A 19451-nucleotide genomic window follows, 5' to 3' on the forward strand; every position below is an offset into this window, starting at 1 on the left:
TCCCTCCACCCCTCCCTCTCCCCCCCCCCCCCCCCCCCCCCCCCCCTCCCCCCCCCCCCCCCCCCCCCCCCCCCCCCCCCCCCCCCCCCGGGCCCGCCTCGTTGGGGCACGTACTCTGCTGAGCACGTCCACGGGGCCGACGTGGGCGGTGCGGGACACCTGGGTGAGGCCGGCCCCGGCCCGCCGGGGCTCGTGGGCCGCGGTCGTGGCCGGCGGGTACCGCCCGGATCGAGCGGGTGGCCGGGCGCACGGCGACGACGCGTATGCCGAGGGCCGACCTTGGACGTCGGGGTGTCGTACGTGAGCGGGACGTCAGCCGGTCGTGACGGCCGGACGGGTCGCGTCGACGTCGACGGCGTCGAGGAACCGGCGCGCGGCGCGGAGCTGCTCCAGCCGCAGGGCGTAGCTCGCGCGGGCGATGTGGTCGCCCGCGGCGTGCTCCTTGGCGCGGAGCGACTCCTCGATCTCCTCGATGACGACACGTTGCCGCTCGACCAGGCGGGCCGGGCTCGTGCCCCGGCGCTGGAGCAGCAGCAGCTTGCAGGTGAGTTCGGCGCGGACGTCGAACAGTTCCGTCACGGGTTCGCCGAGCCAACGACCGACCGCTGTCTTCGCCGAGCGGGTGGCGGCGTGGATCATGCGCTGCGGTCCGCGATCGCTCTCCTCGGCGCCGACCGGTGTGATCAGTCCGCGCTCGACCAGCCGTGTGATCGACCGGTAGACCATGGGGCGCGAGATGTACCAGAACTCGCCGATCTCCGCGCCCTCGGCGGTGAGGGCCGCGATGGCGAAGCCGTGGCTCGGCCGTTCGGCCACGAGTGCGAGCACGATCCACTCGGCCAGCGGCAGCTCGGACCGATCAGGTTTCTCCATGCCGGCCAGCCTACCAACGGGTTCGGTAGGCGGTTGTGCGATGGACCTAGTCATGGAGCGCCGGCAGCTCGCGGACCTGTAGGTGGACCCGATGGCGCCGCCGCCAGGGGTCCGCGGGGTGACCGGTGACCGACCCGCGATGGGCTGCGGGCCGCGGTGGTCCGGTGTCAGTGTCCGACGGTGGTGGGGGGCACACCCGTGGCGTACGGGTCGCTCAGGCCCTCGTACCAGTCGATGACGGGGGCGCCGACGAGGAGGGCGGCGATGGCGCCCGTGGCGAGGAAAACCCCGAAGGGGAGACGGGTTTGGCGGGTCGCTCGGCCCGCCGCCATGAGCGCGAGGCCCACCAGCAACCCGGCGAGGCTCCCGGCCAGCAGGGCGAGGACGAGGTGCGAGGGGCCGAGCCATCCCAGCCCGGTGCCGAGGAGGCCCGCGAGGCGTACGTCGCCGAATCCGAGCCAGGCCGGCCGCACCCGGTGCAGGGCGAGGAAGACGGCGAACCCGGCCGCTCCGCAGGCCGCGGTGACGCCGAGCCGGTCCCACAGGCCGGTGATCGCCGCGGCGGCGAGCAGGCAAGCGGCGGTGAGTCCGAGGGTGGGGTAGATCAACCGCCTCGGGAGCAGGAAGTGTTCCGCGTCGCAGGCGGCCAGGGCCAGCAGTCCCGCGGTGAAGACCAGGTGGGCCGGCAGGACCGCCGACCACCCGAAGCGCAGTGCCTCGGCGGCGAAGAGGACCGCGGTGAGCGCTTCGAGCAGCGGGTAGCGCGCGGGGATCGGCACCCGGCAGGCGCGACAGCGGCGGCCCAGCAGCAACCAGGACACGACGGGGACGTTGTCCCGGGCCGCGATCGGCGTGGCGCATGTCGGGCAGGCGGAGCGGGGTCTCACGACCGAGCGGCCGGCCGGTACCCGGGACGCGGCGACGTTGAGGAACGAGCCCACCACGAGTCCCAGCAGACCGACCATCAGGACGAATATGTGTGACATGCGCGCAATAGTGCCGTATGCCGTAAAAGCGTTGCCACCAGGGCGGTGCGGGTGGGTCGAACCGTCACCCCCGGGTCACCGCGACCCGCGCCGCGCCGCCCTCGATCGGCGCAGGACCGCTCGGGTTCACGGCAGTCGGAGGTGAAGGCGCGCGCCCTGAACCGCCCTGCGCCAGGTGGCTCTTGCGCTGCCACCTGGCCAACTCCGCCGACCGACGCCCACCGACCGGCGACCTTCGGCGAGGACCGCGTATCAGGGGGTGGCGCAGGGGCCGCCGCTCATCGGCACGACACTCGGGAAGCCCGAGGCGGGGTCCACGTTGACCGTGTGCCACTGGGAGACGGAGGACAGGTATCCCTTCTCCTTCAAGTCGGCCATGTCGGAGTACTTGCCGTAGCGGGCGAAGTACGCCTCCTCGGCGGTCTCGATCGTGGCCTTGTCGGTCTTGCAGGCCGACCCCTGACCCTTGTCGTTGATGCCCCGGACGGAGAAGACGACGATGGCGGACAGGATGCCGAGGATCACGATGACCACGAGAAGCTCGATCAACGTGAAGCCGGCTTCCGCCGCCTCGCCCCGCGCCCGCATTCGCTGACGCAACGTACCGGGCAGGTGTGTGAACATTTCTCTCCATCTACGGCGAACACAGAAAGCAAGTGATAGTAACCACTTGATTAGTCAGTCGCAGACTACGCAGCGAGCGCGGGGCCCACAAGAGGTGACCTCGGCTTTGGTCGCGCCTTCGACACGAATGACCGCACGGCGACATCATGTAGTATCCGGCTGACTAATCAGCAGCTGACAACGCCACGGAGGGCGCGGCGCACGATCGCCGGCCGTTCCGAAGGCGCGAAAGGGGTGGGTTCCTTGGCGAACCGCCGTCTGTTCCGGGGCCGCGCGGCGGCGCCGGACCCGGCAGCCGAGGGCGACACCCTGCCCGAGGGAGCCCCCGCACCGGCCCCGACCCCGACCGGCGAACCGGACCGGGAGACCGTGCCCCGCGCGGAACAGGGGTCGTCCGCGGGGCAGGACCGCCCGCGCATCGGGGAACTGTTGGTGCGGCGCGGGCTGCTCACCCCCGCGCAGGTGGACGAGGCCCTTCTCCAGCAGGCGGCCTCGGGCAAGCGGCTCGGCACCCTGCTGGTCGAACTCGGAATGGTCGACGAACGGTCCCTGGTCGAGGCCCTGTCGGTGCAATTCGACGTGCCCGTGGCCGACCTGCGCCAGAGCGAACCCGACCCCGAGGCCGCGGCGCGCGTGCCCGAGGCACTGGCCCGATCGCTGGGCGTCGTCGCGGTGCGATGGTCCGAGGGCACCCTGCTGATCGCGGCGGGCGACCCGGGGGACCCGCGCGTGCGCGACGAGGTCGGCCGGGCGGTCGCCCCGGACCGGGTGGAGCTGGCCATCGCGGCACCCTCGGACATCCGACGCTCGATCGACAGCACCTACCGGGCGTTGTCCGGTGCCGGCAGCCTGGTCGAGGCGTTCGAGGCGTCCGAGACCGGCCGCGACGCCAAGGCCGGAGCCAGGGTCGTGAGCGAGGACGCGCCGGTCGTGCACCTGGGTCAACCTCATGTTGACCCAGGGCCTGCGCGACCGGGCCTCGGACATCCACGTCGAGCCGCACGGCGACCGGGTCCGGGTCCGGTACCGCATCGACGGCGCGCTGCACGACGTGCTGAGCCTGCCGGAGAACATGGGGCCGTCCGTGGTCAGCCGGATCAAGATCATGGCCAACATGAACATCGTCGACCGGCGTCGCCCGCAGGACGGACAGATGGCCACCGAGATCGACGGCAGGTCGGTCGACATCCGGGTCGCGACCACCCCCACGATCTGGGGCGAGAAGGCGGTGCTGCGACTGCTCGACAGCAACCGCACACTGATCCGGCTGGCCGAGCTCGGCATGCCCCCCGCGACGTACGAACGGTTCTCGTCGCTGCTGCGCTCCCCGTACGGCATGGTCGCCTGCGGCGGGCCGACCGGCAGCGGCAAGACGACCACCCTGTACGCCACCCTCGGTGAGCTGAACCAGAGCGAGCGCAACATCACCACCATCGAGGACCCGGTGGAGTACGTGTTCCCGTCGATCAACCAGATCCAGATCAACGACCAGGCGGGGATCTCGTTCGCGACCGGGCTGCGCTCGATCCTCCGCCAGGACCCCGACGTGATCCTGGTCGGCGAGATCCGGGACGCCGAGACGGCGCGGATCGCCGTCGAATCCGCTCTCACCGGCCACTTCGTCCTGTCGTCCATCCACGCCGGTGACGCCTGCTCCGCGCTGCACCGGTTCGCCGACATGGGCATCGAACCGTTCCTGATCACCTCCACGGTCGCCGGGGTGGTGAGCCAGCGCCTGGTTCGACGGATCTGCGATCAGTGCCGCGAGCCCTACGAGCCCGGCATGGACGAACTGACCTTCTTCGTCAAGGCCGGCGGATCGACCGACCACGAGTTCTGGCAGGGCCGGGGCTGCAACTTCTGTTCCCGGACCGGCTACCAGGAGCGGATCGGCGTCTTCGAACTGCTCGTGATGAGCGACGCGGTCAAGCGGCTGCTCGTCGAGAACGCCCCGCTCCACAGCCTGCGCGCGACCGCCCGCGAGGAACACATGGACAGCCTCCTGGACGGCGGCGTCCGCCTGGTGGAGGAGGGGACGACGACCATCGCCGAGATCATGTCCAGCGTGTACGTGGTCTAGGACCTGTCCTTCTCGTTCGGCTCCTGCGCCGGACGGCGCACCCCCGGACGCGTCGACGACGCGAACCCCGCACAACGCACACCAGGAGGACACCGGCATGGCCGGCTTCAAGTACGTCGCGGTCGGCCAGGACGGGGAGAGGGCCACCGGCGTCGTCAAGGGCTCCAGCGTCGACGGCGTGACCGACAGCCTGACCCGGCAGGGTTACGAGGTGCGGTCGGTCAAGGCCGAGGGCCGCAACCTGTTGCAGCTCGAACTCACCACGCAAAAGATCGACCTGGTCGAACTGAGCAACTTCTCCCGGCAGATGGCCGCCTTCATCAAGGCCGGAGTGCCCCTCCTGGACGCCCTGGAGATCATCCGGGCCGAGACCAAGGACAAGAAGCTGGGCAAGGTGCTCGTCGACGTCATGGACTCGCTGAGGTTCGGCGAGAGCTTCTCCGGCGCGATGGCCGCCCACAGCGCGGCGCTCCCGGCGTTCTACATGTCCGTCCTCCGCTCGGCCGAGGCGACCGGCGAACTCGACGTGGTGATGGCCCAGTTGGGTCGCTACATCGAGCGGGACGTCGAAGGCCGGCGCACCATCCGCTCCGCCCTGACCTACCCGATCCTGGTGATGGGCCTGGCCCTCGCGGTCGTCCTCGTCCTCGTCGTCTTCGTGCTGCCCCGCTTCAAGTTGTTCTTCGAGTCCTTCAACGCGGAACTGCCCCTGCCCACCAGGATCCTGCTCGGCTTCACCGACTTCGTCACCGCCTGGTACCCGGTCATCGTCGGCGTGGTGGTCGTGCTCGTCGCGGCATTGATCGCCGGCCTGCGGACCGAGCGGGGACGGTTCCTGCGCGACCGCTCCCTGTTGGCGATGCCGGTGATCGGCGACGTGGTCCGCTTCATGGCCATCGAACGGTTCTGCCGCATCCTCACGTCGATGATCAAGGCGGGTGTCCCCATCCCGGAGGCGCTGGGCCTGTCCGGTTCCGGGGCCAACAACCTGGTGTACGAACGGTCCATCGGGACGGCCCGGGTGGAGATGCTCGAAGGTGGCGGCATCTCCCGGCCGATCGCCCGAACCAAGCTGTTCCCCGGGGCGGTCACCCAGATGATGCGGGTGGGCGAGGAGACCGGGACCCTCGACGACCAGCTCGCGAACGTCTCGGATTTCTACGAGAAGGAACTGCAGCACAAGCTCAAGCGACTGACCAGCCTGTTCGAGCCGACCGTGGTGATTCTGGTCGGGGTCGTCGTGGGGTTCGTGGCCGTCGCCCTCCTCTCGGCGATCTACGGTGTCTACAACCAGGTCGAGGTCCAATGAACGGCCCCGCACACCGCCCGCCGCGCCGCCGCGGCGAGGAGGGCGAGACCCTGATCGAAGCCCTCGTCGCGGTGACGCTCATGGGTGTCGCCTTCCTGGCCATCCTCGGGGGCATGGGCACCGCCATCATCAGCTCGGCCACGCAGCGGACGGCGACCACCGCCGACTCGGTCATCCGCAGCGCCGCGGAGAAGGTCATCAGCGACCCCTACGCGGCCTGCGCCGACGACTACGAGACCCCGACGCCGCCCGCCGGGTACTCCGTGACCCTCACGATCCAGTACTGGGACGGGGTGGGTGCGTTCGGCGGGTCCTGCCCGAAGGCCGACACCGGAGTGCAGAAGGTGACGCTCACCGTGCGCTCGACCGGCCCGCGTCCCGGCGAGGACGCGACCCTTGAGGTGGTCAAACGGGAGTCGATGCTGTCATGAGGACACGACGACCCCGCACGCGCTCGGAGTCCGGGTTCACCCTGACCGAGTTGATGGTCACGATCGTCATCGTCGCCGTCATCGGAACGCTGCTCCCCCAGGCGATCCTCCTCGGCCTGCGGTTCACCGCCGACACCGAGAAGCAGGTGGCCGCCACCAGCGCGGCGGGCACCCTCAACCACTATTTCTACGGCGACGTGCGCAGCGCGGACCGGGTCACGACCGGCCCCGCGTGCGGGGTTGCCGACGTGATCGTCCACCTGGGCCGGCCGGGCACCGACATCGTCTACGCCTATGACCGCCCGACCGGCGCCCTGACCCGGGTGAAGTGCACCGACGCGGGCGTCGTCACCACCTTGCTGGGTCGGTTCGACACCACCGCGTCGACCCGTCCGGTGACTTTGAGTTGTGGTGCCGAGACCTCGTGCACCTCGTCCACGGAGGTAACGCTGACCGTGCGGAGCGACCCCACCGCGCCCCCGACGGCCCTCACCGCCGTCCGACGAACGAGTGCGTCATGACCGGCCGCCCGAACCAGCGCCGCCCGCGCGACGAACAGGGCGCGACCCTGATCCTCGCCCTGGCCTTCGTCGTCGTCTTCAGCCTGGTCACCGTATCGCTCCTGTCGTTCGCCGCTACCGGGCTGAAGGCCGCGCGCGTGTACGTCGACCAGGGCAAGCGGGACTGGAGCGCGGACGGCGCGACCCAGCTCGCGATCAAGAACTTCTCGCAGGGCAACCCGTGCGCCGACTACACCGCGCCGCCCATCAACAGCCGGCAGATGATCGTCCACTGCGACCCCCTCAACGCCTCCCCCGCGAAGACCCGCGCGACGCAACCACAGGACGCCCTCCGCAGCCTGGGCAAGGCGGCGGGGGACGGCATCAACGTGACCGCCCGGGGCGTGCGCGTGCAGGGAAGCGTGTTCTCCCACTCGAACATCACCACCGGCGACGGCGCCTCGATGGTGGTGTCGGGCGACGTGTCGGCCCTCGGCACCTGTTCCCGAGCCGTGTCACAGGCCCCCCTGCCGGCGTCCCAGGCGCCGTACGCGCACGGCTGCGCCGACGACACCCCGCCTGCGCCCGCCGACGAGCTCGTGGGCGCCGACCCGGACCACGCCCCGCCCACCACCGCTGTCCCGGTCCGGCAGGCGGTGCCCGCATGCCCCGCCCCCGGATCCTGGTTGGTGCGGTTGCGGCCCGGACACTACGACGACGCCCGCGCCCTCACCCGGCTCACCGGCGGCGAGTGCCGCAACGCCGTCGTCTGGATGCAGCCGGGCACCTACTACTTCGACCTCGCCTTCACCGGCGGCGCCGCGCTCTGGACGGTCGACGACCCCACGGTCAGCGTGGTCGGCGGCACGCCCGCGGGCTGGGACCCCGAGGCCCCCACCCGTCCGACCATCCCCGAGCAGGGCGGTTGCGACACGACACGTCCCGAGGGCGTCCAGCTCATGATGGGTGGCGACAGCCGGTTCCAGGTCGACCGCGGACGCGTCGAACTGTGCGCCCCGGTCACCCCGGACGCGCAACAGATCGCGGTGTACGGGGTCCAGCCCCCGAAGCCGTCCCACACACTGAAGCCGACAGCCGTGGCCACCAACACCGGCTTCGTCAACCCCGTCGATGCGCTGACCGGTGGTGAACGGCCGACCCTGCCCGGTTGCTCGCAACCCTCCGGCACCGGGAGCTGCACCGCCGACGCCGTCCTCGACCCGACAGCACGCCGGTCGGCCTCGGTGCAGCTCGCCGGCTTCACCCCACGCGTACCGTCCGGGTCCGTCATCACCGGCGCGACCCTGCGCGTCAGGCACGAGGACACCGGCGACCTGACCTCCCCGGGCGCGATCAAGGTCACCACCGCGATCGGCGGGGACACCTGCCGCACCGACGACCTGCCCCGGAACACGGCGCTCGCCACCGACCCCCCGATCGATCTGCTGGGCGCGTGCGGGCTCACCGACCCGGCCCGGCTCACCGGCCTGACGGTGACCTACGCGGCCGGCCTGGACACCGACGGCGCCACCGCCACCACGCGACTGGACGGCATCTGGCTCGATGTCGCCTACCGCACGCCGACCACGTTCAAGCCGACCGCGGTCAGCGCGTCGACCGGGTTCACCGCCCCCGGAACCGACCCCCGCAACGCCCTGGAGATCGGCGAACAGCCGACGGCGTCCGTGGCCGGCGCCGAGCTGTCCGCGCAGGCCCCGTCCGCGTCGATCTCCCTGACCGGGTTCGGCCTGCCGCCCCTGCCGCCGGGGTCGACGCTCGACTCCGTCGTCCTGCGGGTGGCCCATCGGGAGACCGGCGACGCGGCGGCGCCCAGCGTCGACGTCACTCCCGCCGGCGGCGGCGGCAGGTGCACCGGCCTGCCGCTCACCCCACGGCCCGGCCCCGGCCCCGGCGACGACCGTGTCGACCTCAAGGCCTGCGGCATCACCAACCCGGCGCAGCTGACCGGCCTGACCGCCTCGTACACCGCCGCACTCAACCCGGGCGGCAGCGCGGGCTCCCACGCCCTGGACGGCATGTGGCTCGAAGTCGTCCACGACGCGCCGCCGCCCCGACCCGCGACGAACGCGAGGTCGACGACGTTCCTCCCCGCGACCAACGCCCAGGCGATCGACGGCGCCGACACGGCCCGCGCCACGCTCGACCCGGTCACCACGCCGACCGCCGGTATCGACCTCGGCGGTTTCGACACCCCCGCGGTGGTGCCCGGCTCGGTCCTGGACGGGGCCCTGCTGCACGTCGCGCATCGCGACGACCCCGGGTCCGCCGGGGGGCCGCCGCCGGTGGTTTCGGTCACCCTGACCGGGCCCGGCTTGCCCCGCCCCTGCACCACCCCGCAGAAGCTCGCCGTGCGCCGGGGCGCCCTGGGGACCGACACCCTGGACCTCGTCGCCACCTGTGGGCTGACCGATCCCGCCCAGTTGACCGGCATGGTCGTCACCTACACCGCCGGCCTCGGCGCCGGCAGCGGCGCCGCCACCGCCCAGCTCGACGGCGTCACCCTGGAACTGGCCCACCGGCCTCCGATCCAGGTGCGGCCCACCACGGCGGACAGCACCGCGACGCCCACCACGACGGCGTTCGCCAACCCTCGCAACGCGCAGGCGATCGACACCATCACGTCGACCGCGACGCTCGCGGCGACCACCCCGACGGCGTCGATCCGGCTCGGCACGTTCGCGATGCCGTTGCCGGCCGGTTCGGTGATCGACAAGGTCGTGCTGCGCGTGGCGCACCGGGCCGACGACACCACCCCGGCGCCGGCCCCGCCGACGGGACCCCCCGTGCCCGGGCCGACGGGACCCGCCGTGCCCGGGCCGCCACAGCCACCCGTCGCGTCGACGAAACCGCCCACGGCCGCGCTGACCGTCTCCGGCACCGGCACCGCCTGCGACGCCGGACACCCCCTGACCTCCCGTGAAGGGGCCCTCGGTGTGGACGTGGTCGACCTCGGGGCCTGCGGCATCACGAAGGACGAGCAGTTGTCCCGGCTCACTGTCGAGCACACGACGGCCTTGGGCGCGGGCAGTACCGGCGCCGCCGTCCAACTCGACGGCGTCGAGCTGGACATCGTGTTCCGTGCCCCGTCCATCAGGCCCTTGTCCGGTTGCCTCACCGCGGGCGACCGGTGCGCGGTGCTGAAGTCGACCGACGACGCCGACACGGCCGGCGAACACAGCCGACTGGTGATCAACGGCACCGTCCACACGCCGACCGCTGCCGTCCACCTGTCGATGAGCGGGGTCACGTCGCAGGTCGTCACCCGCGGCATCATCGCCCGGACCATCGAGCTCGGCATCAGCCCGGCCCCCGGATACCTGCGTCCGGTGATCGGCGTCCCCCCGGAGCCGGTGCAGTTCACCACCTACCCGGCCGTGATCGCGAAACCGACGTCGGTCACCGCGATCACCGGTTTCACACCCCCGGCCCCCGGCGCGCCCGTCGACGTCACGGACGCCGGCGTGCCCGGCGGTGGCCGGGCGTCCCTGACGATCGGCGGTTGGGCCGCACCGTCGCCGGGGGCGACCGACCCGCTCGACCACGTCGTCCTGCACGTGGCGCACCACGAGGACGGTGACGTGGAGTCGGTGAAGTTGTCGGTGGACTTCCCCGGCAGCGCCTGCACCGGCGTCGGCTCACTCGACGTGCCGGTACGTCACGGTGCGAGCGGCCCGGTGACCGACCAGGTCGACCTGGCCCGGTGCGGCTCGACCCACGCCTCCCGGTTGGCCGGACTGACCGTGACCTGGACGGTCACCGCCGGAAGCGGCGGCGCGACGGGGCACCTCGGCGGCACCCGGATGGACCTGCTGTCCGGCCCGCTCGTCCGGGCGGCCGTGTCCTTCGACGGCCACACCTCCACCGTCAAGCAGTGGACGGTCCTGCCATGAACCAGCACGTCAGTTCGGAGATCACCATGACCGGCCCGAATTCCACCGGCCCGAATTCCACCGGCCCGAATTCCACCGTCATCGACCACCTGCTCGGCGAACTGTGGGAGCGGAGAGGCAGCGACCTCCTGCTCACCACCGGATCGACGCCGTTCCTCCGTGTCGACGGCGCCCTGCGGGCGATCGAGGGGGAACCGCTGACCGAACCGGAGGTCGATCGGCTGGTGACCGGGGTGCTGGGCGAGGAACTCACGGAACGCTTCCGTCGGGAGAAGCAGGTCGATTTCGCGTTCAGTTGGGGATCGAAGGCCCGGTTGCGCGCGAACGCCTTCGTGCAGCGCGGCGCGTCGGCGTTGGCGCTGCGGATCATCCCGTTCACGGTGCCGTCGGCCGAGCAGCTCGGGCTTCCGCCGGTCGTCCTGGGTTGGGCGGGGATGCCGCGCGGATTCGTGCTGGTCACCGGGCCGACCGGGTCCGGGAAGTCGACGAGCCTCGCGGCGTTGCTCGACCACGTCAACACGCACCGGTCGGTGCACATCCTCACCATCGAGGACCCGATCGAGTACCTGCACCGGCACAAGCGTTCGGCGGTCAACCAGCGTGAGGTCGGCACCGACACCGACTCGTTCCCCACCGCGCTGCGCGCGGCCCTGCGCGAGGACCCCGACGTCCTGCTCCTCGGCGAGATGCGCGACCCGGAGAGCATCTCCGCGGCCCTGACCATCGCCGAGACCGGGCACCTCGTGTTCGCCACCCTGCACACCAACGACGCCTCACAGACCCTGGACCGCATCGTCGACGTGTTCCCGGCCGAGCAACAGCCGCAGATCCGACTTCAGTTGGCGCACACCTTGGTCGGCATCCTGAACCAGACGCTCATCCCCCGGATCGGTGGCGGCCGGGCGGCCGCCTTCGAGGTGCTGGTGGGGACGTCGGCGATCCGCAACCTGATCCGCGAGGGCAAGACGCGCCAGATCCGCAACATGGTCGCGACCGGCCACCGCGACGGCATGCGGACCCTGGAAGCCGACATCAACTCCCTCGTCGCGTCGGGCATCATCGCCTACGAGGAGGCCGTGTCGCACACCGCGCACCCGGAGGACATCCAACGGCCCCGCGTCCCGACCGGTCGGGCCTGACCCTCGACAGGACGTCCTCCGCGGTGAGCGGCCCTTCCCCGTTCAGCAGGGCTTGCGCCAGGTGTCCAGGTCCAACTTCTTGAGCATCGACGACAGTTTGAGGCGGCGGGACTCGCCGCAGAACCCCGAGGTGGATCCCTCGTATTCGACGTGGAAGACGGCCTTGCCGGCCGCGATGAACGGGGTGAGCCGGTCGCACTCGTCGAACTGGGCGCACTCCTCGTTGACCGCGAAGTCGAAGTCGTTCACCAGTTGCGGGATCTGCGGCAGGTCGTTCTTGAGTCCGACGGACAGCCCGCGCGCGTGGGCGATCTCCGCGATCATGCGGTTGTAGGCGAGTTGGTGGTCGGCGGTCAGCGGGAAACCGGTCTTGTTGCCGTACCCCTCCATCAGGTCGGGTTCGACCGCGTCGAAGCCCTTCTCCCGGCACATGTCGAAGCGCCGTTCCATGATCGGACGGAGCAGGTCGATGCGCCGGATGTCCAACCACTTCTCCCCCTTCCACCCGTTGGGCTCCCCGAGGAGCGCGGCGGGGAAGGCGGCGTGGTCGGGGCGGAAGTCCTCCCAGGCCCCGACGTTGATGTAGCAGATCACCTTGCGGCCGTCCCGGTGCAGCCGGGCCACGTCGGCCGCCGTGTTCTCGAAGCCGTCGATGTCGTACACGGGGACGTCGACCGAAGGGTCGGATCGGCCGTCGAGCTGCCACTGCCAGGCCAGACCGGGCTGCGGCTTCCAACGGGACGCGGCCTGGTCCCCCGGCCCCGGGGTCGTCCCGGGGGCCGCCGGGCCGGACGACGGCGTACCGGGCGGGGACGACGCGCTCCCGGACGCCGACGGCGGTGACGCGGACGCGGAGGGGGACGACGAAGGGCCGGCGGGTGGGTCGGGTGCCGGGTCCCGGGTCGCCGTGGGTCCGGACGGGTCGGGTGCGCCGTCGTCGTCCTCGTCGTCGTTCGCGCCGGAGCAACCCGCGAGGGCCAGGGCCGTCACGAGGGCCAGGAGGCCGAGGCGGGTCGAAAGGGTGCGGGTCATCGTTCCATCCCGGTGAGTGCGGGGGTCAACTGTTTCCAAGGGTTGGGAAGTTCGCCCGTGACCGGTCCCGATATGGCCGCTCCGCGTTCGCGCGCGGTGCGGACGGCGAGCGGGACCAGGGCCTCGGGCACCCCGTAGACGAGGTGACAGAACCGCTCGGGGGCATGGCGGGCCGTCCACGCGGGTTGGGTGAACGCCGAGACGTACGTCGACCAGTGGCCCTCGAAGGTGACGGTCAGATCGGCGAGGCGCACGTAGCCGGCCACCGGGTGGACGCCGGGGTTGAGGACCACGGGTGTGGCCCCCAGCCGGCGCAGCGAGCGGACCATGCGGCGTGTCGCGGGGAGTTCCCTCGGGGTCGCGGCCACCCGGTCCAGGAAGGCTCCGTCGGCGCCGTACCACTTCTGGTGGCGGATCATCTCGTGGACGACCTCCGCCGGGCCGCGCTCCCCGTACGCGGTGTCCACGTAGCCGAGGAGGCGGGCGCCGGCGCTGCGCAGGGCGGCGGCTGCCGCGGTGAACGCCGGGTCGGGGCGCTCCCCCGGCCCGTCGCCCGGGTTGATCACCACCCCGTAGGTCGCGGAGGCACCGGTGATGAGACGGTGCCAGGCGCCCGGGTCCTCGGCGGGGTGGACGTACAGCGGAACGAGGAGCGTCATGATGTTCGGGGTCCCACCACGGTGGCGGCCCACAGCGTGGCGAGCGTGTCGCCGAGTTCGTGGACGGGTCGCCAGCCGAGGGCCTGGTCCGCGGCGGTGATGTCGGAGCACTGCCAGGACACCTGGGCCGATCGGGCGGATCCGCCCGCGTCCTCCTCGATCCGGCCGCGGAAGCCCGCTCGTGCGGCCAGGCCCCGGACCAGTTCACGGACCGGGACGGCTCGGCCGGCGCCGATGTTCAGTACGGGGGGCAGCGAACCGGGCGCGGTGACCGCGAGGGCCACCGCGTGCGCGACGTCGCGCACGTCCACGAAGTCCCGGTGCGCGGAGAGGTCACCGAGCCGCAGCACGGCCTCGGGGTCCGTTCCGGCGTCGCGCAGCAGGGCGGCGATCCGTCCGGGCAGTCCGCCGGTCGGGGCGCCGGGACCGACCGGGTTGCCCACCCGCAGGACGACGCCGTCCAGCCCGGAGGCGGCGATGGCGACGGTGCCGGCCAGTTTGGTGGCGCCGTACGGGGTGACCGGACGGGTGGCAGCCGATTCCGCCACCCGGGTGTCGGGTTCACCGGGACCGTACTCGGCGGCCGAGCCGAGGTGGACCAGGCGGGCCCGGGGCGCCGCCACCCGGAGGGCGGCGCACAGGACGGCGGGACCGCGGGCGTTGACCTCGGCCAGCGTCACGGCGTCCCCGCCGGTCGCGCCCGCGCAGTTGACGACCGCGTCGGGTGCGGCCGAGGCGAGGACCTCCGCGAGCCGTTCGGGCCGGTCGGCGGCGAGGTCGACGCCGAAGTCGGCGTCGGGTGAGCGGCCGCCGTCGAACACCCGCGCGCCCGGGAGGGCGCGCAGGCGGTCGACGACATGGGCGCCCAGGTAGCCGGTTCGGCCCAGGACGAGAATGCGCATGAGGTGGTCAGGCTCCCTTGAGCAGCAAGGACTTGCGGCTGGTGAACTCGGCGTTGGCCCGGTCGTAGTCGTCGGGGCGACCGATGTCGAGCCAGTACCCGTCGAACGCGTAGGACTGCGGAAGGTTCTGGCCGGCCAGCAGGTCCAGTACGAGTTCGTCGAATCCGAGGGGCAGCCCGGGGGTGTAGTGGTCGAGGGTGGAGCGGCTGAGGCCGTAGACGCCCATGGAGACGTGGTAGTCCATGCTGGGCTTCTCGGTGAAGGCCACGACACGGCTGGCGTCGGTGGTGAGCACTCCGAAGTCGATGTGGACCTTTCTCGGGTACGTGGCGATGGTCAGCGGCGCCCCCGATTCCTCGTGCCGGTGCAGCACGTCGGCGTAGTCGAGGTCGGTGAGCACGTCGCCGTTCATCACGAGGAAGTGCTCGGGGAGCCGGTCGCGCAGGTTGAGCAGGGGACCCATGGTGCCGAGGGGGCTCTCCTCCGTGGCGTAGTCGATGCTCATGCCCCACTGGGAGCCGTCGCCGACGTAGGCCCGGATGATCTCACCGAGGTGGCCGATGGCTATGGTGCAGCGGGTGAATCCGGCCGTCGAGAGCTGACGCAGCACGATCTCCAGGATCGCGTGCTGGTCGCCGATGGGCACGAGGGGCTTGGGCAGGGCCGTGGTGTAGGGCCGCAGCCGGACGCCCTTGCCGCCCGCCAGGATCACTGCGTACATGGGTCTCCTCCTTGGGTCGCGTGGGGGGACGATGAGTTGAGTGCCGTGGGGATGTGGATCGTCGGCGGAACGCGTACGGGTCAGATGTTGTAGATGCCGGTCTTGTAGCGGGCCAGGTTGGCCGGGTCCCGGAAGAACTCGACGGTGTGCGCGAGTCCCTCCTCCAGGGTGTGTTCGGGCCGCCAGCCGGTGGCGGCGGTGAGTCGGCTCGCGTCGGCGACCAGACGCATGACCTCGGAGGCGGCCGGGCGGATCCGTTCGCCGTCCTCGCGGACCTCGATCGGGACGTCCATGACCTTGCCGATCAGCGTGACCAGGTCGGCGACGGAGATCTCGCCGCCGGTACCGGAGTTGAAGGTGCGGCCCACGACGCGGTCGGCGGGTGCGGTGCCGGCGGCGAGGAAGGCCTGCGCGGTGTCCTTGACGAAGCTGAAGTCACGGGTGGGGCGCAGGTCTCCGAGGGTGATGACGCGTTCCCCGGCGGCGACCTGGCCGATGACGGTGGGGATCACCGCGCGCATCGACTGGCGGGGGCCGTAGGTGTTGAACGGCCTGAGGGTGACCACGGGGGTGTCGAAGCTGGCGTGGTAGCTGTCGGCCAGCCGGTCGCCGCCCGCCTTCGAAGCGGCGTACGGGGACTGGGTGTTGATGGGGTGGTCCTCGGTGATGGGGACGGTCTGCGCGGTGCCGTACGTCTCGCTGGTCGAGGTGTGGACCAGGCGGGGCGTGCCGAGCGCGCGGACGGCCTCCAGGACGTTGAGGGTTCCGGTGACGTTGGTGTCGACGTAGCTGTGCGGTGCCCGGTAGGAGTACGGGATCGCGATGAGTGCGGCCAAGTGGTAGGCGGCGTCGGCACCTTCGAGGAGCCCTCGGACGGAGCCGGGGTCCCGGACGTCGCCGAGGACGATCTCCACCTGGTCGAGGACGTCCGGGGCCAGCGTCTCCAGCCACCCGTACGAGGAGAAGGAGTTGTACTGGGCCATGGCGCGGACCCGGTATCCCCGGGAGACCAGGGCTTCGGTGAGGTGGGAGCCGATGAAGCCCTCGGCCCCGGTGACGGCGGCGAGCGGTGCGGTGGTCAACTGATCTGCCTTTCGCGTTCGTTGGTAGGTCGTACGGGTGTTCGCGGGTGGGGCGGGTGTGGAGCCCCGCCGGGCCCGTCAGGCGTGTCGGGCCGGGCGTCCGAGGATCCACACGGTGCATCCGACCAGGGCCGCCGCGGCGAGGCCGCAGGCCAGGGTGAGGACCTGCGCTCCGGACGCGGGTGCCAGCAGGGTGGCCGCGCCGACGGCGGCGGCGGCCACCGGACAGATGACCGCCGGCGGCCAGGCCACCCCGAAGGCCTGGAGCAGCAGCGCGGTCCACAGGGTGGCGGCGAGCAGCAGCAGCGCGGCGGGGTCGGCCCCGGTGAGCAGGGCCACGGGCAGCAGGAGCAGCAGGTAGCCGGTCAGGCAGAGGCCGAGGACCCCGGCCGACCGCAGCAGGAACCCGGCGGGGGTCGCGGCCGCGCCGAGGGCGGTGACGGACAGGCCTCGGAAGCGGTACAGCAGCCACTCGGCGGGGCCCATGCTCACGGTCAGCGCGATCACGGCGTACGGTTCGGCCCGGCCCTCCGACAGCACGAGCAGCGCCGCCCCCAGACCGAAGAGACCATACGGCAACGACCGTCGCAGTGGCGGACGTTCACCTCCGTCGACCGCGGCCGGGGCGGCGTAAGCGGCGCGCAGTGCCCGGGCGACGGCTGCTCCCGTCGCGAGGAACGCGGCGGCCGGCAGCCCCACCCGCAACGGGGTTCCCGGTTCCCACCAGGGCAGTACGGCGCCGCCGACGATGAGCGGGGTGAGGGCGAGCAGGAGGAGTCGCTCGCGTCCCAGGACCAGGAGGATGCCGGCGGCGCCCAGGTAGAGCGACTGGGCGGCGGCTCCGGTGGCCGCCCCCGCTCCGCCGGAAGCCACCGCGGCGGCGGCCGTGGCGAGGGCGGCTCCGACGGGTGTGCCGATCATCAGGGTGCGGGCGGCCTCGCGCCGGCCGGCCACCATCCTCAGGTAGGCGCGGTGCCCGAGGGCCTGACCCCAGGCCCAGGAGACGATGCCGGCGACGACGAGTCCGGTGGCGTGCCGGCCGGGGTTCCAGAGCGGTGCGGTGAGCAGGTAGGCCAGTCCGGGCAGGGCGAACAGCAGGCCGCGCAGCAGGCACCGTACGGTGTCCGGCCGCCACGGGTCCGGGCTCCGGGCGGGCTCCGGGAAGACCCGGGGCACCCGTTCGTACAGCGCCGCGGCCAGGGAGAAGATGTTGGGGTGCCCGTAGCGTTCCCGGATCACCTCGGCGGAGAGGCCTTCGGCCTCCAGCAGGGCGGCCACCTCGTACGGGTGGACGGCCGGGCCGACGCGGTCGGCGAGTTCGGCGGCGAGCCGGCTGACCGCCTCCTCGTCGGGGCCGGGCAGCCTCAGGGTCAGGGTGGTTTCCGCCCACAGTCTGCGGGGCGGACGCGCGGCGGTGTCCGCCAGCCTCAGGGCCAGCGTGTCCTGGTTGGTTCCGCCGGGTTCGAGTGACATGGGTCCGCTCATCCGGCGCGGCTCCCCGTGCCGGTGGCCGCGGAGGTTCCGGCCTCGTGTGCGGGTTGCGCGCCGGGATCCTGCGCCCAGGAGGGCGGTACGAAGGGGCGGGCCCGTTCGTAGCGGCGCGAGCGGCCGTCGGCGACGGACACGGCGGTGAGGACCACGGGCGCCGGCGGCGCGGTCGTGGGTTCGGGTGTGCGTACGGCGACGGTCGCCGGGACGCGCGTGACCCGGGTGGGGCGACGGGTGCGCGGGGTGCGGTCGATTCCGGGGAGTTCGAGGTAGATGGATCGGAAGGTGTCGATGGTCTGGCGCAGGGTGAACTGTTCGATGACCCGCAGACGGGCCGCCTCGCCCATGCCGGCACGGCGCCGGGGGTCGCCCAGCAGTTCCAGGGCCGCGTCGGCCATGGCCTGCGGATCGCGCGGCGGGACCACCAGGCCCGCGTCGCCGACCGCCTCGCGCACGCCGCCCACGTCGGTGGACACCGTCGCCCGGCCGCAGGACATGGCCTCGATGAGGGTGAACGGGAAGCCCTCACTGATGCTGGACAGCATCACGACGTTGCCGGCCGCGTAGGCGTCCTTGATGTCGTCGACCCGGCCCTCGAAGGTGACCGCGTCGGCGTGTCCGAGGTCGCGGGCGAGGGTCTCGCACCGCTCCCGGTAGGCCTCCCCGCCGCGCGGTGTCCCGCCGAACAGGCGCAGTCGGGCCTCGGGTACACGTGCGCGGACCAGGGCGAAGGCTCGGATCAGGGTCTCCAGGTCCTTGATCGGGTCGACCCGGCCGGCCCAGCTGAGGGTCGGCGTCTGCGGTTCCGGCCCGGCGGGCGGGAAGGCGGCGGGGTCGACGCCGTTGTACACCGTGCGGATGGACTGCGGGTCGGCGCCGCCCTGTTCCTCCCACAACCGGTTGTAGCGGTTGCCGGGTGTGACGAGGGCGGCCCGCCGGTAGGACTCCTCGGCGAGCAGCCGGAAGAAGCCGAGGACGACGGCCTTCACCGGCCAGCGGTAGGGCGCGGTGCGGTACCCGAGGTAGCGCTCGCGCAGGTAGACGCCGTGTTCGGTCAGCAGCAGCGGGACCCCGTGGCGTTCCAGCGCGGCGAGTCCCGGCAGGGCGGCGACACCGCCGCTGACCGCGTGGGCCACGCCGTGCTCCGGGAGCGGGGCGGCCAGGGGCCGCAGGGCGTGTTCCAGCAGGGAGGTCGCGGTGAGGGCGTCGTGCAGCGTCGGTCGGGCCTCGCGCACGGCGTACCCGGGGCGGTTCCAGACCGCCGCGAGGACGGCGATGGCGTGGTCGCCCCGCAGGAACGGGCTCAGTGCGCCGTCGGCGGCGGCTCCCGCCATCGTGTACAGCGCGGGGGCGAACCCGGCTTCGGCGCAGGGGTCGAGGAGGGCGGTCAGGAACTGTTCGTAGGCGCCGGACAGTCGGCGGTGGCCGCGACCCCGGGGGGCGCGCCCCTCCGGGGCGGGGCCCCACATGGGAACGGAACTGACGCCGAGGACGTGCCCGGGCAGGTCCCAGACCACGGGTTCGCGGCCGGTGCCGGTGACGGCTATGACCTCGAAGTCGACGTCGGGCATGCCCTGGACGAGTTGGTCACACCAAACGCTGACGCCGCCGTGACTGTGGGGATAGGTACCTTCGGTGAGCAGGGTGACGTGCGTCGCGCGCCTTCGGCGCGCGCCGTGGTGAACGTGCATGGGTGGGCTCCACGGCCGGTGTG

At 72.2% G+C, this 19451-nt stretch carries 16 protein-coding genes and 1 pseudogene; 7 read left to right on the forward strand and 10 right to left on the reverse strand.

What is annotated here, in order from left to right; all coding sequences use genetic code 11:
• Positions 1-312: 312 nt before the first annotated feature.
• The 3 genes from ACZ58N_RS25160 to ACZ58N_RS25170 form a co-directional block, all read right to left on the reverse strand.
• Positions 313-873 carry a PadR family transcriptional regulator gene (locus ACZ58N_RS25160; protein WP_471163946.1) on the reverse strand — a complete coding sequence of 187 codons (561 nt, stop codon included), beginning with the start codon at positions 871-873 and terminating at the stop codon, positions 313-315.
• A gap of 167 nt (positions 874-1040) precedes the next feature.
• Positions 1041-1859 carry a prepilin peptidase gene (locus ACZ58N_RS25165; RefSeq protein WP_471163949.1) on the reverse strand — a complete coding sequence of 273 codons (819 nt, stop codon included), beginning with the start codon at positions 1857-1859 and terminating at the stop codon, positions 1041-1043.
• A 252-nt stretch (positions 1860-2111) separates the two neighbouring features.
• Positions 2112-2483 carry a type IV pilin protein gene (locus tag ACZ58N_RS25170; RefSeq protein ID WP_471163951.1) on the reverse strand — a complete coding sequence of 124 codons (372 nt, stop codon included), beginning with the start codon at positions 2481-2483 and terminating at the stop codon, positions 2112-2114.
• 531 nt (positions 2484-3014) lie between these two features.
• On the opposite strand from ACZ58N_RS25170, the pseudogene ACZ58N_RS25175 reads away from it, so the two are divergent.
• The 7 genes and pseudogenes from ACZ58N_RS25175 to ACZ58N_RS25205 all read left to right on the forward strand — a co-directional run.
• Positions 3015-3254 (forward strand): annotated as a pseudogene (locus tag ACZ58N_RS25175) (GspE/PulE/PilB domain-containing protein); the annotation flags it as partial.
• A 178-nt stretch (positions 3255-3432) separates the two neighbouring features.
• A complete protein-coding gene (locus ACZ58N_RS25180) occupies positions 3433-4563 on the forward strand; it encodes a GspE/PulE family protein (RefSeq protein WP_471163954.1) in 1131 nt (376 codons plus the stop codon).
• A 97-nt stretch (positions 4564-4660) separates the two neighbouring features.
• Positions 4661-5872: a type II secretion system F family protein gene (locus tag ACZ58N_RS25185; protein WP_471163956.1), complete on the forward strand. Its 1212-nt coding sequence runs from the start codon at positions 4661-4663 to the stop codon at positions 5870-5872.
• Positions 5869-6303, forward strand: a complete 435-nt coding sequence (locus ACZ58N_RS25190) for a type IV pilus modification PilV family protein (protein WP_471163959.1) — start codon at positions 5869-5871, stop codon at positions 6301-6303. Before ACZ58N_RS25185 ends, ACZ58N_RS25190 begins: the two co-directional genes overlap by 4 nt.
• Complete coding sequence (locus ACZ58N_RS25195; protein ID WP_471163961.1) at positions 6300-6824, forward strand: type II secretion system protein; 525 nt, start codon at positions 6300-6302, stop codon at positions 6822-6824. Before ACZ58N_RS25190 ends, ACZ58N_RS25195 begins: the two co-directional genes overlap by 4 nt.
• A complete protein-coding gene (locus ACZ58N_RS25200) occupies positions 6821-10714 on the forward strand; it encodes a hypothetical protein (protein ID WP_471163963.1) in 3894 nt (1297 codons plus the stop codon). The genes ACZ58N_RS25195 and ACZ58N_RS25200 overlap by 4 nt, the downstream gene beginning before the upstream one ends.
• Positions 10711-11853, forward strand: a complete 1143-nt coding sequence (locus ACZ58N_RS25205; RefSeq protein WP_471163966.1) for a type IV pilus twitching motility protein PilT — start codon at positions 10711-10713, stop codon at positions 11851-11853. The genes ACZ58N_RS25200 and ACZ58N_RS25205 overlap by 4 nt, the downstream gene beginning before the upstream one ends.
• Before the next feature lie 42 nt (positions 11854-11895).
• Here ACZ58N_RS25205 and ACZ58N_RS25210 read toward each other — a convergent pair whose 3' ends face one another.
• From ACZ58N_RS25210 to pelF, 7 genes are all read right to left on the reverse strand, one after another.
• Positions 11896-12885, reverse strand: a complete 990-nt coding sequence (locus ACZ58N_RS25210) for an endo alpha-1,4 polygalactosaminidase (RefSeq protein WP_471163969.1) — start codon at positions 12883-12885, stop codon at positions 11896-11898.
• Positions 12882-13544 carry a spherulation-specific family 4 protein gene (locus ACZ58N_RS25215; RefSeq protein WP_471163971.1) on the reverse strand — a complete coding sequence of 221 codons (663 nt, stop codon included), beginning with the start codon at positions 13542-13544 and terminating at the stop codon, positions 12882-12884. The genes ACZ58N_RS25210 and ACZ58N_RS25215 overlap by 4 nt, the downstream gene beginning before the upstream one ends.
• On the reverse strand, positions 13541-14446 hold the full coding sequence (locus ACZ58N_RS25220) for an NAD-dependent epimerase/dehydratase family protein (RefSeq protein ID WP_471163974.1): 906 nt from the start codon (positions 14444-14446) through the stop codon (positions 13541-13543). The genes ACZ58N_RS25215 and ACZ58N_RS25220 overlap by 4 nt, the downstream gene beginning before the upstream one ends.
• 7 nt (positions 14447-14453) lie before the next feature.
• Positions 14454-15167 (reverse strand): nucleotidyltransferase family protein, encoded by a 714-nt coding sequence (locus ACZ58N_RS25225; protein WP_471163976.1) that lies wholly within the window; start codon positions 15165-15167, stop codon positions 14454-14456.
• 80 nt (positions 15168-15247) lie between these two features.
• Positions 15248-16249 (reverse strand): GDP-mannose 4,6-dehydratase, encoded by a 1002-nt coding sequence (locus ACZ58N_RS25230; RefSeq protein ID WP_471163978.1) that lies wholly within the window; start codon positions 16247-16249, stop codon positions 15248-15250.
• Between the two features lie 78 nt (positions 16250-16327).
• On the reverse strand, positions 16328-17734 hold the full coding sequence (locus ACZ58N_RS25235; protein WP_471163981.1) for a hypothetical protein: 1407 nt from the start codon (positions 17732-17734) through the stop codon (positions 16328-16330).
• Positions 17731-19428 carry a GT4 family glycosyltransferase PelF gene (gene pelF / locus ACZ58N_RS25240; RefSeq protein WP_471163984.1) on the reverse strand — a complete coding sequence of 566 codons (1698 nt, stop codon included), beginning with the start codon at positions 19426-19428 and terminating at the stop codon, positions 17731-17733. Before pelF ends, ACZ58N_RS25235 begins: the two co-directional genes overlap by 4 nt.
• Positions 19429-19451 lie beyond the last annotated feature (23 nt).

The organism is Streptomyces sp. NPDC040432 (assembly GCF_055595445.1).

What these genes read in the sequence shown, in the direction of transcription:
- ACZ58N_RS25185 (WP_471163956.1), top strand. Translation starts at nt 4,661, where the DNA reads ATGGCCGGCTTCAAGTACGTCGCGGTCGGCCAGGACGGGGAGAGGGCC.
- ACZ58N_RS25180 (WP_471163954.1), top strand. Translation starts at nt 3,433, where the DNA reads ATGTTGACCCAGGGCCTGCGCGACCGGGCCTCGGACATCCACGTCGAG.
- ACZ58N_RS25215 (WP_471163971.1), bottom strand. Translation starts at nt 13,544, where the DNA reads ATGACGCTCCTCGTTCCGCTGTACGTCCACCCCGCCGAGGACCCGGGC.
- ACZ58N_RS25220 (WP_471163974.1), bottom strand. Translation starts at nt 14,446, where the DNA reads ATGCGCATTCTCGTCCTGGGCCGAACCGGCTACCTGGGCGCCCATGTC.
- ACZ58N_RS25190 (WP_471163959.1), top strand. Translation starts at nt 5,869, where the DNA reads ATGAACGGCCCCGCACACCGCCCGCCGCGCCGCCGCGGCGAGGAGGGC.
- ACZ58N_RS25165 (WP_471163949.1), bottom strand. Translation starts at nt 1,859, where the DNA reads ATGTCACACATATTCGTCCTGATGGTCGGTCTGCTGGGACTCGTGGTG.
- ACZ58N_RS25195 (WP_471163961.1), top strand. Translation starts at nt 6,300, where the DNA reads ATGAGGACACGACGACCCCGCACGCGCTCGGAGTCCGGGTTCACCCTG.
- ACZ58N_RS25200 (WP_471163963.1), top strand. Translation starts at nt 6,821, where the DNA reads ATGACCGGCCGCCCGAACCAGCGCCGCCCGCGCGACGAACAGGGCGCG.
- ACZ58N_RS25225 (WP_471163976.1), bottom strand. Translation starts at nt 15,167, where the DNA reads ATGTACGCAGTGATCCTGGCGGGCGGCAAGGGCGTCCGGCTGCGGCCC.
- ACZ58N_RS25205 (WP_471163966.1), top strand. Translation starts at nt 10,711, where the DNA reads ATGAACCAGCACGTCAGTTCGGAGATCACCATGACCGGCCCGAATTCC.
- ACZ58N_RS25160 (WP_471163946.1), bottom strand. Translation starts at nt 873, where the DNA reads ATGGAGAAACCTGATCGGTCCGAGCTGCCGCTGGCCGAGTGGATCGTG.
- ACZ58N_RS25235 (WP_471163981.1), bottom strand. Translation starts at nt 17,734, where the DNA reads ATGAGCGGACCCATGTCACTCGAACCCGGCGGAACCAACCAGGACACG.
- ACZ58N_RS25170 (WP_471163951.1), bottom strand. Translation starts at nt 2,483, where the DNA reads ATGTTCACACACCTGCCCGGTACGTTGCGTCAGCGAATGCGGGCGCGG.
- pelF (WP_471163984.1), bottom strand. Translation starts at nt 19,428, where the DNA reads ATGCACGTTCACCACGGCGCGCGCCGAAGGCGCGCGACGCACGTCACC.
- ACZ58N_RS25210 (WP_471163969.1), bottom strand. Translation starts at nt 12,885, where the DNA reads ATGACCCGCACCCTTTCGACCCGCCTCGGCCTCCTGGCCCTCGTGACG.